This is a genomic window from Marivivens donghaensis (assembly GCF_011806565.1).
In the GTDB taxonomy this organism is placed as follows: domain Bacteria; phylum Pseudomonadota; class Alphaproteobacteria; order Rhodobacterales; family Rhodobacteraceae; genus Marivivens; species Marivivens donghaensis_A.
On record NZ_JAATOP010000002.1, the window covers coordinates 96,149 to 111,366 of the forward strand.

Sequence of the window (15,218 nt, forward strand, 5' to 3'; positions counted from 1 at the left end):
AATATTCGAGAGGCCGCCGTGTTCAAATTTTTCGAGGGATTGGTCGATCCCTACAGCAATTACCAAGAAAACGATAATCCGCCGCAGAAGCTCTGGCCGTTCCTGCGGTCGTTTGCGTATGAATTCCGTTGGGTCTTCGCGATCACAGGATTCCTGTCCATTTGCATCGCGTTTTTCGAGGTCTGGCTGATTTCCTACATGGGGCGTCTGATCGACCTGCTCGATGGCGAACCGATCGAGGTCTGGGGCAGTCACGCCGCCGAGTTCATCATCGTTGCGATCGTCATCCTGACCCTGCGCCCGATCGTTTACGTCGCGCAGTTCGCGCTGCTGAACAACACGATCCTCGTGAATTTTCCGACGATGATCCGCTACCGCGCGCACCGCCACGTGCTGCGCCAGTCGATTGGCTGGTTCGAGAATGACTTCGCCGGACGGATCGCGAACCGCATCATGCAGGCACCGCCCGCTGCGGGCGAGGTCGCTTTCCAGACATTTGACGCGATGACCTTTGCCGTCGCCTATGTCATCGGTGCCGCCTACCTGCTCGCCGATGCGGATGCGCGGTTGCTGATTCCGCTGTCGTTCTGGTTGTTCCCTTATATCGCGCTGCTGGTGTGGGTCGTGAAACGGGCGGGCCCAGCGGCCGAGGCGTCCTCCAATTCGCGCAGCCGCGTGACCGCGCGGGTCGTCGACAGCTACACCAATATCCACTCGGTCAAACTGTTCGCGCATCACGGAAAAGAAGTCGACTACGCCCAAGAAGCTATCGAGGACGCCCGTCAGACCTTTATCCGCGAGATGCGGCTGCTGACGATCATGGACCTCGTCCTGATGGTGCTGAACGGTCTGCTGATTGTCGGCGTGGTCGGTTTTGCCATGTACCTCTGGTTCGGTGCGCTGGCTTCGGTCGGTGTCGTCGCTGCGGCGACCGCGCTGGCGCTGCGCCTCAATGCGATGAGCGGTTGGATCATGTGGGCCACGAGCAGTTTCTTCCGCGAACTGGGCGTTGTGCGCGAGGGCATGATGACCATTTCGCAGCCGATCACGCTGACCGATAAACCGACGTCGCAGACATTAGTGGCGGGCAAGGGTGAGATCACTCTACAAGGACTGAGCCACCATTACGGACGCAAAACCGGCGGCCTCGACAATATCGACCTTGTAGTAAAACCGGGTGAGAAGGTCGGCCTCGTTGGGCGCTCGGGCGCAGGGAAATCGACCCTACTCAAGCTGCTTTTGCGTTTTTACGACGCCGAGAGCGGTCGTATTCTGATCGACGGTCAGGGTATTTCCGAGGTGTCTCAGGACAGCCTCCGTCAGACCATCGGCATGGTTCAGCAGGACAACTCGCTGCTGCACCGCTCGGTCCGCGAAAACATCCTTTATGGCCGTCCGGATGCGACCGAAGACGACATGATCCGCGCCACGAAGGAAGCGCAGGCGCATGACTTCATCCTCGATCTGGAAGATGCGGAGGGCAACAAGGGGTACGACGCTCGTGTTGGTGAGCGCGGTGTGAAATTGTCCGGCGGCCAGCGTCAGCGTATCGCGATTGCGCGCGTGCTGCTGAAGGACGCGCCGATCCTGCTGTTGGACGAAGCAACCTCCGCCCTCGATTCTGAGGTTGAGGCCGCTATTCAGGACACCCTCTACGGCCTCATGGAAGGCAAAACGGTCATCGCGATCGCGCACCGCCTTTCGACGATTGCGCAGATGGACCGCATTGTCGTGATGGACCAAGGCCGCGTGGTGGAGGACGGGTCGCACGACGAACTGCTGGCGCTGGGCGGTATCTATGCGCGCTTGTGGCAGCACCAGTCAGGCGGGTTTATCGGAGAGAGCGCATGAAGCTGGTTGATCTGATCCGTCCGTTCCGCCGTGTCGATACGCCTCCGCCGAATACGCTCTGGCCGTTTATTTGGTGGTGTTTGTCCGGATCATGGCCCGCGCTGACGATCGCGGCCATCGCTTGTATGCTGGCCGGCTCGCTCGAAGTTGTAACGGCTTATCTGCTGGGCGCGGTGCTCGATGCGACTTCGGGCACGGCGGAGGGGTTCTGGCAGGACCAGTGGCCGCTCGCCGTCGTGTTCATCGTGTTCTACATCGTTCTGCGGCCAATCATCTTTGGCGTTTCGGCGCTATCCAACAGCATCATCGTGCAGCCCAACGTCGGCCCGCAGATCCTGTCGCGCTTGCACCGTTGGACGATGGGTCATTCGGTGCGGTTCTTTGACGAAGACTTCGCCGGTCGTCTGACCCAGAAGCAGATGCAGGTGTCCAACTCCGTCACCGAGCTAACGAGCGAATTCCTGAACACGATCTGCTTTGCGATTGCGTCAGTCGTGGGCGCGCTGATCCTCGTGCTTGGCGTCGATATCTGGATGGCGGTTGGGCTGCTGGCGTGGTTCGTGGCGTACGTTCTGATGATCTCGTGGTTTATCCCGCGGGTCCGCCTTCGGGCCAAAGCGCGGGCCAATGCACGGGCGGCGATCACGGGGCAGGTCGTGGATACGTTCACCAATATCCGCACCGTGAAGCTCTTCGCCCACGATGATTTCGAAGACGCCGTCGCGCTGGATGCGATGAACGAATTCCGCAACCGCGCGGTGGAGTTCGGGCGCGTGGCGGTGGCGTTCCGTCTTGCGCTTATGACCATCGCCGGTGTGGTGCCCATCATGCTGATCGGCGGCACGGTGTACATGTGGACGCTGGGCAGTGCGACGGCTGGCGATATCGCTGCGACGGGTGCGATTGCGCTGCGTTTGTCTCACATGACAGGGTGGGTTAGCTTCACGCTGATGGGCATGTATGGCCATCTGGGCGAGGCCGAGGACGGTATGAAAACACTCACGCCTGCGCATGACTTGACCGACGACATCGACGCGGCAGAGCTTGTCGTGCCGCGTGGAGAGATCAATTTTGACGATGTGACCTTTGCTTACGGCGAGCGGAACGGCGGTGTGCGTGACATCGCCCTCACGATCCAACCGAGCCAGAAGGTCGGGATCGTGGGTGCCTCGGGTGCAGGCAAGTCGACGCTCGTGTCGCTGCTGTTGCGCCTTTACGACACCGAACAGGGCCGCGTGCTGATCGACGGGCAGAACATTTCCAACGTCACCCAAGTCAGCCTGCGCCGTCATATCGGGATGGTCACGCAGGACACTTCGATGTTCAATCGCTCCGCGATGGACAACATCCGCTACGGGCGGCCCGATGCCACCGACGCCGAGGTGATGGAGGCCGCACGCAAGGCCGAGGCGCATACGTTCATTCCCGACCTTCGCGACGCCAAGGGGCGCACGGGCTATGACGCGTTCCTTGGTGAGCGCGGCGTAAAGCTGTCTGGCGGTCAGCGTCAGCGGATCGCGATTGCGCGCACGATACTCAAAGACGCGCCGATCCTCGTGTTGGACGAGGCGACATCCGCGCTCGATTCCGAGGTGGAAGCTGCCATTCAGGAAAGCCTCGATCAGGTTATGGAGGGCAAGACCGTCCTCGCCATCGCGCACCGTCTGTCGACAATCGCGCGGATGGACCGGATCATCGTGATGGAAGGCGGACGGATCGTGGAGGACGGCACCCACGATGATTTGCTTGCGCAGGGCGGGATCTACGCGCGGTATTGGGCGCGGCAGTCTGGCGGCTTTATCGGTACAGACGACTAGGGCCGCTGGCGCGGGTCAACGCTTCGCTGTAAAAGCGCTCCCATGAAAATCGAAAGCATCACACACCTTGGTATGGGGCGCGCCGAAGACGGCACGCTCGTCCCGCGCGTTCTGCCTGGCGAAACCATTGAGCTGACCGACGATGGCGCCCGCGTCATCGAGCCGTCCGCCGCCCGCGTCAGCCCGCCTTGCCGTCATTTCAAAGCCTGCGGCGGCTGTGCGATGCAGCACGCCTCGGATAGCTTCGTGGCCGACTGGAAAGCCTCGAATGTGGCTAAGTCATTGGCAGCGCACGGAATTGATGCGCATATACAGGGTGTAGATACATCGCCCACGAACTCCCGCCGCCGTGCGAAGTTCAGCGGTCGCCGCACGAAGAAAGCCGCGCTAGTGGGCTTTCATGCGCGCGCCTCTGACACCATCGTCGAAATCCCCGACTGCCAGCTGATTTCGCCCGCGCTGAAGGCGACTCTGCCAGCGCTGAACGAGTTGACCAAGATTGCCGGCAGCCGCAAAGGCGAAGTCGCGATGACGGTCACGGAAAGCTCCAGCGGTCCCGATATTCGTGTCGAGGCTGATAAAGAACTGACCGAGGAGCTGCGCATCGAACTGGCGGATTGGGCGAATGCGCATAGCATTGCCCGTCTGGTGTGGCGTGACGAGCCCGTGGTGACCATCAACGTTCCTGTGCAGTCATTCGACGGCATTCGTGTCCTGCCACCTCCCGGAGCGTTCTTGCAGGCGACGGTGCAGGGGGAAAACGCCCTCCAGTCCGCCGTGAAACAGATCGTCGGTAAGGCTGCCAAGGTCATCGACCTATTCGCAGGGTCGGGAACATTTAGCCTGCCGCTGGCCCGCAATGCCGAAGTCCACGCCGTCGAAGGCGAGAAGGTGATGATGGACGCACTGGATCGCGGTTGGCGCGATACCCGCGGCCTCAAGCTGGTGACGACCGAAACGCGCGACCTGTTCCGCCGTCCGATGCTGCCCGATGAGCTCGACAAATTCGACGCTGCCGTCATCGACCCGCCGCGCGCAGGTGCCGAAGCGCAGATCGCAGAGATTGCCTCGTCGAAGCTGAAGATCGTGGCGATGGTGTCCTGCAATCCCGTGACCTTCGCCCGTGATGCCCGCACACTCATCGACGCTGGCTTCGAGATGGGTGCTGTGACCGTTGTCGATCAGTTCAGATGGTCTCCACATACGGAGGTCGTCTGTGCGTTCACTCGTCAGTGATGACCTATCGAACAGGTAGAACAGAACACGCTTTTCTTGTACGGTGGCTCCAATAAAAGCCATCAAGGCGAGGCAGTGAGCAATGTTTATCCGTAGCGTTTTTGCGCTTGGCGCGGCAGCGGCGTTATCCGCTTGCGCGGCGTCCAATCCCGCAGGCGAAAAATTCCGGACCTACAACGGGCCGGAAGTGACCAGTGTTTATATCGATAAGAGCGATCGCGCGATGTACCTGCTTCATAACGAAGAGGTGCTGAAAACCTACCAGTTCGGTCTTGGGTTTGCGCCCGAAGGCCACAAGCAGTTCGAAGGCGACGGACGTACGCCTGAAGGTGGCTACTGGATCGATGCACTCAATCCCAACAGCAATTACCACCTGTCGCTGCGTGTTTCCTACCCGAATCCCGCTGATACGGCGCGCGCTGGCAGCATGGGCCGCAGTCCGGGTGGCAACATCTTCATCCACGGCACCCCGACCGGTGTCGATTCGACCACCGACTGGACAGCCGGATGCATCGCGGTATCCAACGATGAGATTGAGGAGATCTACTCGATGGTGAAGGCGCCGACGCCGATCTACATCATGCCATAACAGGCATCAGCGGCGGCCGGTCACCATAGTCCACCAGATCTTGCCGCCGTTTTCCTGGAAGAAGTCGAAGCCAAGTTCGTTAGCCGTCGGATCGAGAATCACCGAGCGGGTGTCTTCCTTCTGGAGCCAGCTTGCGAGCGTCTGAAGCTCGGTCTCGTAGGTTTCCGAGATGTTCTCACCCATGATCCGACCCGCGTAGCCGACACGGCGACCGCGATCGAGCGGCGAGGAGCCGTCCGAACCGAAGTGCCATGGGCGGTTCTGCACAGCCATATCGCGCGAGTGAGTCGCTGCCGCAGCGTTAAGCTGGGCGTTGAGTTGCAGCGCGCCGCGTCCTGCGGTCTGGCGCATGGCGTTCACAGCATCGAGGAATCGGTACTGGATCGTCGCGGTGTCAGCCTCGGAGATACGGTAAACCTGCGGCAAAGGCAGACCGTCGGGACCGAGTCGCACCTGCTTGGGCGGTTCACACGCCGCCAGAGCAGTTGCAGCCAGACCGAAAACCATAAAACGCCGATTCATAAGCGACTCCAAAATTAGCTACGCAACGCATAGCGACTTGTTCGTTTCGTTTCAAACGCGGGAAAGCGCCAGTTTCGTTCAACTCAAATCGCTGTGAATTGCAGGGAATGCACGTCAATAGTAAGTTAAGCGCAGAAACAGGCGGAGAGCAGCCGCCGGTGTGGAGTTTAGAATGACCGATCATATTACGCGTCGCGGCTTTGTTGCAGCTGCAGCCGCCCTCGCAGGGACCGCTTCCTTCGGGCAAACCGAAAATTCGACCGAAGTCGAAGCCGATATCTCGCGGTCGGTCACCCATAACATTTCCAGCTTCCGTTCGCTGGACTGGCAGCCGTATTTCACCGACCTGACCAACGGCGCGGTTCTCGTGGATATCCAGTCGCGTGCGCTGCACTTCTGGTCGCAGGATCAGAGCATCTACAAGCTCTACCCGACCTCTGTGCCGCTGACTGACGACCTGACCCGCAAGGGCCGGACCGAGATTACCCGCAAGATCGTCGGCCCCGAATGGCGTCCGACTCCGTCGATGAAAGAGCGCAACCCCGAATGGCCGGATTATATCGGCCCCGGTCCGGATAACCCCCTCGGCACCCATGCGCTTTATCTGTCGTGGACCTACTACCGAATCCACGGCACCCACGACACGCGCAAGATCGGCCGTCGGTCGTCGAACGGCTGTATCGGCCTCTACAATGAACATATCGCCGAACTTTTCAGCCTTACGAACGTAGGCACACAGGTTCTGCTTATCTGAACCAAACTATTCTCACGCAGCGCTGGCAAAAACGTGAGCGATCAGGCACATTGGGGCCATCAGGTTGTCTGACTTGATGTGCCGTGCGCTGTCCTCAACAACAGGCTGCGGCAATTGAAAAAGCCGGTGGGGTTCCACCGGCTTTTTCTTATTCGATCCATCCCCGCAGGTTCTGCGTGATGACATGGGTCAGCGCGTCGATGTGCGCCGGATCGTCGTTGAGGCAGGGGATGTAGTTGAATTTTTCGCCGCCTGCGTGCTCGAAGCTCTCTTTGATCTCTTCGTTGATCTCTTCGAGCGTTTCGATGCAGTCGGCGCTGAAAGCGGGCGCGATCACGGCGATATTCTTGTGACCGGCCTCGGCCAGACGCGCGACTTCTTCAACCGTGTAGGGCTGGAGCCATTCTTCGGGGCCGAACTTCGACTGGAAGGTCGTGATGATCTTGTCGTCTGCCCAACCGAGCGCCTCTTTGAGCAGGCGAGTCGTCTTGTGGCAGTGGCAGTGATACGGATCGCCTTCCTCGGTGAGGTAGCGCTTCGGCAGGCCGTGATAGGAGCAAACCAGCTTGTCCGGCTTCACATCCATCGCGTCATAGGCGCGCTGAACGGATGCGGCGAGGGCTTTGATGTACTCGGGCTTGTCGAAATACGGCGGCACGATACGCGCGGCGGGCTGGAATTTCTCTTTCATCAGCGCGCGGAAGAACTGGTCGTTCGCAGTAGCCGATGTCGCGCCCGCGTATTGCGGGTAGAGCGGGAAAAACAGGATGCGGTCGCAGCCTGCCTTCACCATCTCGCGGACCTTGGCTTCGGTCGACGGATTGCCGTAGCGCATACAGAAATCGACGATCACGTTGTCACCGAACTCGGCGGCTAGACGCGCTTTGATCGCATCGGTCTGGTCACGGGTGATGGTCATGAGCGGGCTTTCGTTCCGCTCGTTGTTCCAGATCGACTTGTAGGCGGCACCGGACTTCTGCGGACGGATCGACAGGATGATGCCCTGAAGGATCGGCTGCCATTTCCAAGCGGGGTAATCGATCACGCGCTGGTCGCTGAGAAACTCGCTCAGGTAGCGGCGCATGGACCAGTAATCGGTGCCGTCGGGTGTGCCGAGGTTGGCAAGCAGGACACCGATGCGGCGCGGTTTGATCGCCGGATGGGTTGCGGGCGCGTGCTCGGGGCGGGTCGCTGTTCCGCCAGTGTTCTGAAAATCTTTCATATTTCTCCGTCCCGTGAGTGCCGCGTACTTATGCTGAAGCTTTTACGTGTCAATTATCCGATTGGTTCACCGGACCCTTTGCCGCATTCAGCGCCTCGGCCAGACTGAATTTCGCAGAGCCAGGGCGCAGCGGCTTCTGCTGGCTTTCGTCAGGGGCCCAACCAGCGAGGAAGATCACCTCGAACGTTGCTGTGATCCTACCATCTTCGGTGCCGAAGTGCTGCTGGTAAAGCTCTGCGGCCAATTCAAACACCTTGCGGCGGGTCGGGGCGCGGTGGCGGGCGTTCAGCGCATTGGCCTCGCCCATCGCCCGAAGGTCGCGCATCAGCGCCCACGCATCCTGATAGCTGACGGTAAACGGCACCGCATCGGCAACGGGCAGCGCAAGGTTACAGCGTTGGAGCAGGGCGCCCACATCGCGGATTTCGCCCATTGGGGCGATACGCGGGGACAGCCCGCCCGTCACACGCGACTCGGCCTCGGCCAGAACGGTGCGCAGCTCGTGCAGGGTCTGACCGCCGAACAGCGCGGCAAGGAACAGCCCGTCGGGGCGCAGGGCGCGGTGGCTCTGGATGATCTGGCCGACAGGGTCGTTCGCCCAATGCAGTGCCATCGCATGGATCACCAGATCGCGGCTCTGCGGTTCCAAATCGAGCGTGTCGCTATCAACAACCTGTGCGGCATTGGGGAATTGGTCGCCCCAGAATTCAGGGTTACCCGAGACAACGGCAGCGTTGGTGAACGTCCTGTTAACCTCGTTCAGTCTTTCATGAAATTCGTCGGCAACCGTTTCGAGCATGAAAGTTGCAGTCATACGCGCACGGTTGCGTGCGAGCGCCTGTCGGTCGGTAAGAAGCGGTTGGTTGTTCATAACTACGGTTTAGGGAAAGTCGTCCATGTTGCAAAGCGTTGTCCGCCTCATCATGCCTCAGCAATGTGTGCTGTGCGATGAACTGATCGAGTCGGACGGGGGGTTGTGCCCCGCTTGCTGGCGGGACGCAACGCTCGTTGCCGGAACCGTGTGCGACTGTTGCGGCACGCCCCTGGTCGGGCAGGGCGACGATACGGCTCATTGTGACGACTGCCTCCGGACCCCTCGGATTTGGACAAAAGGACGGAGCGCGCTGGTCTACGAAGGCACCGGAAAGCGGCTGGTTATGGGTCTGAAACACGGCGACAGGCAGGATCTGGTACCGACGCTCGGGCGGATCATGGCGCGCTCCTCGCGGCCGCTGCTGGAAGATGACACTGTGATTGTGCCCGTTCCGCTGCATTGGTCCCGATTACTGCGGCGGCGGTACAACCAGTCCGCGCTGCTTGCGCTCGAAATTGGAAAAATCGTCGGGCGGCCTGTCCTGGTCGACGGCCTTGTGCGCATCCATCGCACAAGACCGACCAAAGGACAGACCCGCGCAGAGCGTGAAATGTCTCAGCAGGATTCGATCAGGCCGCATCCGAAAAAGGGCAGTCGCCTCAATGGTCGAAGCGTGATGATCGTGGATGATGTGATGACCACGGGTGCCACGCTCAAGGCAGCAGCGCAGGGTGCATTGCTCGCTGGCGCAAAGCAGGTTTGCGTTCTTACACTGGCGCGCGCGGTCTCGGAGGCCTACATATTCGCTAAACCGAATGAGGCACGACATGAAGACAGTTGAAATCTACACCTCTCCGATCTGTGGCTATTGCCACCGTGCAAAGCATCTTCTGACTGCCAAAGGTGTCGAATATACCGAGTACGACGTGCTCGAAGACCCCGACAAGCGTCCCGAGATGATGCAGCGCGCCAATGGCGGACGTACCGTTCCGCAGATCTTTATCGGCGGCGAACACGTGGGCGGTTGCGATGACCTCTACGCGCTGGACCGTGCGGGCAAACTCGACCCGATGCTGGCATGAAGGCGGCTCTGCTCCAGTTGACATCCTCGGATGATCCGCTTGCCAACCTCAAGACGGTAAGCGGCATGATGGAGCAGGCCGTAGCTGCGGGTGCGGGGTTCATTCTCACGCCCGAAGTGACCAACATGGTCAGCATGAGCCGCAGCCACCAGCGCGAGCACTTGCAGGCCGAAGAGACAGACCCTGTTCTGGCCGGATTGCGCGAAAAAGCTGCCGCGCTGGGCGTCTGGCTGGCTATCGGATCGCTGGCGCTGAAGGTCGAAGGCGAAGAGCGCTTTGCCAACCGTTCGTTCATGATCGGGCCCGGTGGCGAAATCCGCGCCCGCTACGATAAAATCCACATGTTTGACGTCGAGGTCTCCGAAACCGAGGTCTACCGCGAATCCGATGGTTTCCGTCCTGGCGATCATGCGGGGGTGTGCGAGTCGCCGTTCGGTACCGTCGGTCTAAGCGTCTGTTATGACTTGCGCTTTCCGTATCTGTATCGCGATCTCGCGAAGGCAGGCGCAACGATTATCCTGATCCCTGCCGCATTCACACCCGCCACCGGACGCGCCCATTGGGAGCCGCTGCTGCGTGCCCGCGCAATCGAGAACGGTGCATACGTGCTGGCTGCTGCGCAGACGGGAAAGCACTTCGCCAAGGTCGGAAAACTGCGTGAAACCTACGGGCATTCGATGGCGATTTCACCGTGGGGTGAAGTTCTTGCGGATGGCGGTACCGACGAAGGTATTGTTTTCATTGAACTGGATAGCGGGGAAGTGTCAAAAGCGAGAAACCGCATTCCCTCACTGACACACGACCGATCCTACCGCGCTCCAAATGAATGATTCGACCAACAACCTCGCCGTCACGCTCTTCAGCGAAATTCTCGTTGTGGACCAGTTGGCGCGCGCGAATGTGGATCGCGTCCTGCCCAAGGGGATGGAGCTGTCGCATTTCTCGGTCCTGAACCACCTCGCCCATGCAGGCGGAGAGCGCACGCCGGCGCAACTGGCCAAGACGTTCCACCTGACGCGCGGCGCGATGACGAACACGCTGGGCAAGCTCGAGTGGGCAGGCTGGGTGCATATCCGTCCCGATTGGGACGACGCGCGGCGCAAGCTCGTGTCGATCAGCCCTGCGGGCCTGCAAGCGCGTGATGCCGCTCTGGCTGCGATGACACCGGTAATCTCGGGCCTTGTGAATAAGGTCGGCGCGGCCAAAGTGCGCGCCGTCCTGCCGATCCTGCGTGAACTCAGACAGCAATTGAGCGAAGCCGATGATTAAAAGCGAAGGTATCGCCAGCGATCTGCTGGTCATGCGGGGCCGGACTCTGGTCGAAGAATACAGCGATCATTTCGTTTTCCGCACGCCGACCCAGCCGGATTTCTGGTGGGGGAACTGCGTGATCGAGAAAATGCCGCCGCTGTCGCCCGAAGCTCCGATCAAACGCTTCCAAGAGGCGCTGCCGGACAGCAATCACCTCGTCGTCGGCTGGGACATCCCCGATTTCCGCCTTGGTGCGATGGCCGATTGGTACACAGAGCGCGGCTACGAGATTGACAGTACGATTTTCATGTCGGTGGACGGTGATATCAACCATTTCGACATGCCCGAGGGTATCGACGCGCGTCCGCTGGATGGCGATGCCGACTGGGACCAGCTGATCGAATTGCAGTACGCTATTGGCGTCGAGCTGGGATTTGGCGCGTCTAACCACTACGATTACCTGCGCGGTCGCAACAAAGCCCGCCGCGAGCAGATCGCCAATGATGAGGGGCAGTGGTTCGGCGGGTTCGACGGCGATACGCTCGTCGCGGCGCTGGGCATTTTCCACGATGACCGCGTGGCCCGCTATCAGGCGGTAGAGACGAAGCCCGAATATCGCCGCCGTGGTATTTCGTCGGGTCTTCTCTGCGTCGCTCACGACTGGGCCAAAAGCCGCGCGCCCCGCGCTCGGGTGCTGATCGCGACCGACGAGGACGGCGATGCGCGGCGGGTCTACGAACGGCTCGGTTTCGAGACGTTCCAGACCATTACGGGCGTAATTAAGAGAGCCTATTAAGGCTTGATCGCTGCGGTGACGTAGTTCACGGACAGATCCTTGTCCGACACAGACCACGTCCAGAGCACAGGATTGAACACGAAACCTTTACGGTCGACCGGATCGAGGCCAGCCTTGCGGATGAGATCATAGAGCTCGTCCGGCGTGATGAACTTGTGCCATTCGTGCGTGCCCTTCGGCAGCCAACGCATCACCCATTCCGCGCCGAGGATCGCAACGGCAAAGCTTTTGGGGTTGCGGTTGATCGTCGAGCAGATGTGCAGGCCGCCGGATTTCAGCAGTTGCTGGCAGGCGGTCAGGTAAGCGAGCGGATCGGCGACATGCTCGACAACTTCCATGTTCAGGACCACGTCGAACTGCTCACCCGCTTCGGCCAACGCTTCGGCAGTGGTGTGGCGGTAGTCGATATCGAGGCCCGACAGTTCGGCGTGGGTCTTGGCGACGGGAATGTTCCGCTCTGCCGCATCAACGCCGACGATCGTGGCGCCAAGGCGCGCCATAGGCTCGCAAAGCAGGCCGCCACCGCAGCCGATGTCCAGAATACGTAGACCTTCGAACGGCTTACGGTCATCGAGGTCACGTCCGTACTCTGCCGCGATCTGCTGGGTGATGTAGCCAAGGCGCACGGGGTTCATCATGTGGAGCGGTTTGAATTTGCCGTTCAGGTCCCACCATTCGGCGGCCATTGCCTCGAACTTTGCAACTTCGGCGGGGTCAACGGTGACGGACATAATATTGTGCTCCACTTGCGATGGTCTGACGCGATGTCGTGCTATATAGAGTGACCATGGACAAGGTCTCTGGTCAAAGACGCGCAGTGCCGCACCTTTATCCCCCATGTAACCCGTTTGACCAGCGAATGCTGGACGTGGGTGATGGGCATAAGGTCTATGTAGAACAATGTGGTCGGCCCGACGGTATTCCCGTTGTGATCTTCCACGGCGGTCCGGGTGGTGGATGCAGCCCCACCATGCGCCGCTATTTCGATCCCGACATTTACCGCGTGGTGCTGTTCGACCAGCGCGGCTGCGGGCGCTCTACGCCTGCGGCGAGCGTCGAGGCGAACACGACGTGGCACCTCGTGGCGGATACGGAGCTGATCCGCGAAACGCTTGGCATTGAGAGCTGGTACGTCTTCGGCGGAAGCTGGGGCGCGACGCTGGGACTGATCTACGGCCAAACGCACCCCGAGCGGGTCAAGGGCCTGATCCTGCGCGGTGTGTTCCTCATGACGCAGCGCGAGCTCGACTGGTTTTACGGTGGCGGCGCTGGGCAGTTCTGGCCCGAGCTCTGGAACCGTTTCGAGCGCATCATCCCGCCCGAAGAGCGCGGCGATCTTATCGAAGCCTACCACAAACGCCTGTTCGACGCGCCGATCCCCGAGCAGACGAAATACGCCCGCGCTTGGAGCAACTGGGAAAACGCGCTCGCGTCGATCGAGTCCAACGGATTTTCCGGCGAAGCCCCCGGTGAGTATGCCCGCATCTTTGCGCGGCTCGAAAACCATTACTTCATCAATCACGGCTTCCTTGATGAGAAGACCGCGATTCTGAACAACATGGACAAGTTGCAGGGCATCCCCGGTTACATCGTCCAAGGGCGTCTTGATATGATCTGCCCGCCGCGTTCCGCGTGGCTTGTGCATCAGAAATGGGCAAAGTCGCAGCTTCGGATGGTTCCTATGGCCGGACATGCGCTGTCAGAGCCGGGAATTACGCGCGAACTCGTACGTATAATGGACGAAATCGCGCATCACTGAGCCGTTTACGAGCCCATGAAAGCTCCGTAAGCTGTGCGTCCGTGAGAGGAGGGCCTGATGGCACCGATCAGCAGACGTAAACTGTTCCATTCGGGTGTGGCCGCCGCAGTGCTTATGGCAACCGGCGTCGCAGTCGAAGCGCGTCCGCGTGGCGGTACGTTGAGGGCGGGTCTGTCGGGTGCATGGTCCACCGATAGCTGGGATAGCCGCACGCACGCGGGTGCGTTCATGATGGCTGCCGCACACGGGGCTGTCTTTGACACGCTGACCGAAGTCGCGGCCGATGGTTCCCTGCGCGGAGAGCTCGCAACTGGTTGGGAAGCGTCTGACGGTGCGCGCCAGTGGGTATTTAACCTCCGCCGCAACGTGCGTTTCCACAACGGCGCACCCTTTACCGCTGACGATGTGATCGCGTCTATCCTAATGCACGGCGGTACGCTGTCGGGCGCTGCGCCAATTTCCGAATCAATCGCGCGGATTGACCGCTTGGACGACTATCAGGTGCGCTTTGTGCTGCACACGGGGAACGCAGACTTCCCGTATCTGATGTCGGACTATCATCTGATCATCTATCCGCACGTCGATATGCAGGCAGCGATGCAGCGCGGGATCGGCACCGGCCTTTACCGCGTCGAGCGTTTCACGCCGGGCGAGCGGATGACGGCTGTGCGGGTGAACGGTCACTATAAGGACGGCTCGGCGGGTTACTTTGGCCGCCTCGATTTCTTCGGCATGAACGATGCCGCTTCGCAGGCCGAGGCTTTAAGCGAGGGCCGTATCGACGTGGCCGACCTCGCTGCTGAGGGCGCGGACCGCATCATCCAGACCGTCGGCAATCGCCACATCAATTTCGCGATGCCGACCGATATGGCGCCGTTCGACGATGCGCATGTCCGCAAGGCGCTGAAGTACGGAATCGACCGTCACGAGCTGCTCGACACGCTCACCGGTGGGCACGGTACAATTGCCGCTGACACGCCCATTGGCCCTGCAAACCCTTATTTCGACGCGTCTTTGCTGCCTGTCGGGTTCGACCCCGACCGTGCGCGCTGGCACCTCGCTCAGGCAGGTGTGCCTAACCTGACGGTCGAGATTTCGGGCGGCGCTGCCGCGCGGCTTTATGCGAACTCGGCGGATCGGGCAGGGATCACGATCAATCCGGCGCTGGGCGCTGACTGGGCTGCCCGCGATTGGTCGGGCCGCGTGACCGAGGACTGGATGTTCAGCGCGGGCTACATGACGGGCGCGCCGTGGAATCATTCGCGCTGGGCGGACGAGCGTTTCGACAGCCTTCTGCTTGCCGCGCGCGCTGAGCTCGACACCGATCTGCGCCGCGAGATGTACCACGAGATGCAAGCAATTCTGCGTGATGACGGCGGCGCGGTGATCCCGATGTTTGCCGATTGGCGCCACGGTGTCAGCAAACGCATCGGCACGCCCGAGGTCATCGGCAACCTTTGGCACCTCGATAACGCCCGTATGGCGGAGCGATGGTGGATGGCATGAGCAAGTGGCTTGCAAATTT

General features: G+C 60.5%; 16 protein-coding genes. 12 read left to right on the top strand and 4 right to left on the bottom strand.

Going from position 1 to position 15,218, the window contains the following annotated elements; all coding sequences use genetic code 11:
- The first annotated feature begins 18 nt into the window (after positions 1–18).
- The 4 genes from HCZ30_RS03330 (at position 19) to HCZ30_RS03345 (ending at position 5,493) form a co-directional block, all read left to right on the top strand.
- Entirely contained in the window at positions 19–1,851 is a 1,833-nt protein-coding gene (locus tag HCZ30_RS03330) for an ATP-binding cassette domain-containing protein (RefSeq protein WP_167636356.1), read from the top strand.
- Positions 1,848–3,668, top strand: a complete 1,821-nt coding sequence (locus tag HCZ30_RS03335) for an ABC transporter ATP-binding protein (RefSeq protein WP_167636357.1) — start codon at positions 1,848–1,850, stop codon at positions 3,666–3,668. Before HCZ30_RS03330 ends, HCZ30_RS03335 begins: the two co-directional genes overlap by 4 nt.
- A 42-nt stretch (positions 3,669–3,710) precedes the next feature.
- A complete protein-coding gene (locus HCZ30_RS03340) occupies positions 3,711–4,904 on the top strand; it encodes a class I SAM-dependent RNA methyltransferase (RefSeq protein ID WP_167636358.1) in 1,194 nt (397 codons plus the stop codon).
- 82 nt (positions 4,905–4,986) lie between these two features.
- Complete coding sequence (locus tag HCZ30_RS03345; protein ID WP_167636359.1) at positions 4,987–5,493, top strand: L,D-transpeptidase family protein; 507 nt, start codon at positions 4,987–4,989, stop codon at positions 5,491–5,493.
- A gap of 6 nt (positions 5,494–5,499) precedes the next feature.
- Here HCZ30_RS03345 and HCZ30_RS03350 read toward each other — a convergent pair whose 3' ends face one another.
- On the bottom strand, positions 5,500–6,015 hold the full coding sequence (locus tag HCZ30_RS03350; protein ID WP_167636360.1) for a CAP domain-containing protein: 516 nt from the start codon (positions 6,013–6,015) through the stop codon (positions 5,500–5,502).
- 172 nt (positions 6,016–6,187) lie between these two features.
- Between HCZ30_RS03350 and HCZ30_RS03355 the strand changes: the two genes are divergently transcribed.
- Complete coding sequence (locus tag HCZ30_RS03355) at positions 6,188–6,769, top strand: L,D-transpeptidase (protein ID WP_167636361.1); 582 nt, start codon at positions 6,188–6,190, stop codon at positions 6,767–6,769.
- Positions 6,770–6,917: 148 nt separating this feature from the next.
- Here HCZ30_RS03355 and hemH read toward each other — a convergent pair whose 3' ends face one another.
- Both hemH and HCZ30_RS03365 read right to left on the bottom strand, forming a co-directional pair.
- A complete protein-coding gene (gene hemH / locus HCZ30_RS03360; protein ID WP_167636362.1) occupies positions 6,918–7,991 on the bottom strand; it encodes a ferrochelatase in 1,074 nt (357 codons plus the stop codon).
- Between the two features lie 49 nt (positions 7,992–8,040).
- Entirely contained in the window at positions 8,041–8,862 is an 822-nt protein-coding gene (locus HCZ30_RS03365) for a methyltransferase domain-containing protein (RefSeq protein ID WP_167636363.1), read from the bottom strand.
- Positions 8,863–8,887: 25 nt separating this feature from the next.
- Between HCZ30_RS03365 and HCZ30_RS03370 the strand changes: the two genes are divergently transcribed.
- The 5 genes from HCZ30_RS03370 to HCZ30_RS03390 are packed head-to-tail and all read left to right on the top strand — an operon-like array spanning position 8,888 to position 11,934.
- Entirely contained in the window at positions 8,888–9,646 is a 759-nt protein-coding gene (locus tag HCZ30_RS03370; protein ID WP_167636364.1) for a ComF family protein, read from the top strand.
- Positions 9,633–9,887, top strand: coding sequence for a glutaredoxin 3 (gene grxC, locus HCZ30_RS03375; protein ID WP_167636365.1), 255 nt, complete (start codon positions 9,633–9,635; stop codon positions 9,885–9,887). The genes HCZ30_RS03370 and grxC overlap by 14 nt, the downstream gene beginning before the upstream one ends.
- Positions 9,884–10,717, top strand: a complete 834-nt coding sequence (locus HCZ30_RS03380; RefSeq protein ID WP_167636366.1) for a carbon-nitrogen hydrolase family protein — start codon at positions 9,884–9,886, stop codon at positions 10,715–10,717. The genes grxC and HCZ30_RS03380 overlap by 4 nt, the downstream gene beginning before the upstream one ends.
- On the top strand, positions 10,710–11,156 hold the full coding sequence (locus HCZ30_RS03385) for a MarR family winged helix-turn-helix transcriptional regulator (RefSeq protein WP_167636367.1): 447 nt from the start codon (positions 10,710–10,712) through the stop codon (positions 11,154–11,156). Before HCZ30_RS03380 ends, HCZ30_RS03385 begins: the two co-directional genes overlap by 8 nt.
- Positions 11,149–11,934: a GNAT family N-acetyltransferase gene (locus HCZ30_RS03390; protein ID WP_167636368.1), complete on the top strand. Its 786-nt coding sequence runs from the start codon at positions 11,149–11,151 to the stop codon at positions 11,932–11,934. The genes HCZ30_RS03385 and HCZ30_RS03390 overlap by 8 nt, the downstream gene beginning before the upstream one ends.
- On the opposite strand, the gene ubiG is transcribed toward HCZ30_RS03390, so the two are convergent.
- A complete protein-coding gene (gene ubiG / locus HCZ30_RS03395; RefSeq protein WP_167636369.1) occupies positions 11,931–12,665 on the bottom strand; it encodes a bifunctional 2-polyprenyl-6-hydroxyphenol methylase/3-demethylubiquinol 3-O-methyltransferase UbiG in 735 nt (244 codons plus the stop codon). The two genes, HCZ30_RS03390 and ubiG, sit on opposite strands and share 4 nt — an antisense overlap.
- Before the next feature lie 56 nt (positions 12,666–12,721).
- On the opposite strand from ubiG, the gene pip reads away from it, so the two are divergent.
- Together pip and HCZ30_RS03405 are read left to right on the top strand one after the other, a co-directional pair.
- Entirely contained in the window at positions 12,722–13,693 is a 972-nt protein-coding gene (gene pip / locus HCZ30_RS03400; protein WP_167636370.1) for a prolyl aminopeptidase, read from the top strand.
- A 57-nt stretch (positions 13,694–13,750) separates the two neighbouring features.
- Positions 13,751–15,199, top strand: coding sequence for an ABC transporter substrate-binding protein (locus tag HCZ30_RS03405; protein WP_167636371.1), 1,449 nt, complete (start codon positions 13,751–13,753; stop codon positions 15,197–15,199).
- Positions 15,200–15,218: the final 19 nt, after the last annotated feature.

Excerpts from the sequence above, each read along its gene's own strand:
- HCZ30_RS03335 (WP_167636357.1), top strand. The coding sequence starts at position 1,848 with ATGAAGCTGGTTGATCTGATCCGTCCGTTCCGCCGTGTCGATACGCCT.
- HCZ30_RS03340 (WP_167636358.1), top strand. The coding sequence starts at position 3,711 with ATGAAAATCGAAAGCATCACACACCTTGGTATGGGGCGCGCCGAAGAC.
- HCZ30_RS03345 (WP_167636359.1), top strand. The coding sequence starts at position 4,987 with ATGTTTATCCGTAGCGTTTTTGCGCTTGGCGCGGCAGCGGCGTTATCC.
- HCZ30_RS03350 (WP_167636360.1), bottom strand. The coding sequence starts at position 6,015 with ATGAATCGGCGTTTTATGGTTTTCGGTCTGGCTGCAACTGCTCTGGCG.
- HCZ30_RS03355 (WP_167636361.1), top strand. The coding sequence starts at position 6,188 with ATGACCGATCATATTACGCGTCGCGGCTTTGTTGCAGCTGCAGCCGCC.
- hemH (WP_167636362.1), bottom strand. The coding sequence starts at position 7,991 with ATGAAAGATTTTCAGAACACTGGCGGAACAGCGACCCGCCCCGAGCAC.
- HCZ30_RS03365 (WP_167636363.1), bottom strand. The coding sequence starts at position 8,862 with ATGAACAACCAACCGCTTCTTACCGACCGACAGGCGCTCGCACGCAAC.
- HCZ30_RS03370 (WP_167636364.1), top strand. The coding sequence starts at position 8,888 with ATGTTGCAAAGCGTTGTCCGCCTCATCATGCCTCAGCAATGTGTGCTG.
- grxC (WP_167636365.1), top strand. The coding sequence starts at position 9,633 with ATGAAGACAGTTGAAATCTACACCTCTCCGATCTGTGGCTATTGCCAC.
- HCZ30_RS03380 (WP_167636366.1), top strand. The coding sequence starts at position 9,884 with ATGAAGGCGGCTCTGCTCCAGTTGACATCCTCGGATGATCCGCTTGCC.
- HCZ30_RS03385 (WP_167636367.1), top strand. The coding sequence starts at position 10,710 with ATGAATGATTCGACCAACAACCTCGCCGTCACGCTCTTCAGCGAAATT.
- HCZ30_RS03390 (WP_167636368.1), top strand. The coding sequence starts at position 11,149 with ATGATTAAAAGCGAAGGTATCGCCAGCGATCTGCTGGTCATGCGGGGC.
- ubiG (WP_167636369.1), bottom strand. The coding sequence starts at position 12,665 with ATGTCCGTCACCGTTGACCCCGCCGAAGTTGCAAAGTTCGAGGCAATG.
- pip (WP_167636370.1), top strand. The coding sequence starts at position 12,722 with ATGGACAAGGTCTCTGGTCAAAGACGCGCAGTGCCGCACCTTTATCCC.
- HCZ30_RS03405 (WP_167636371.1), top strand. The coding sequence starts at position 13,751 with ATGGCACCGATCAGCAGACGTAAACTGTTCCATTCGGGTGTGGCCGCC.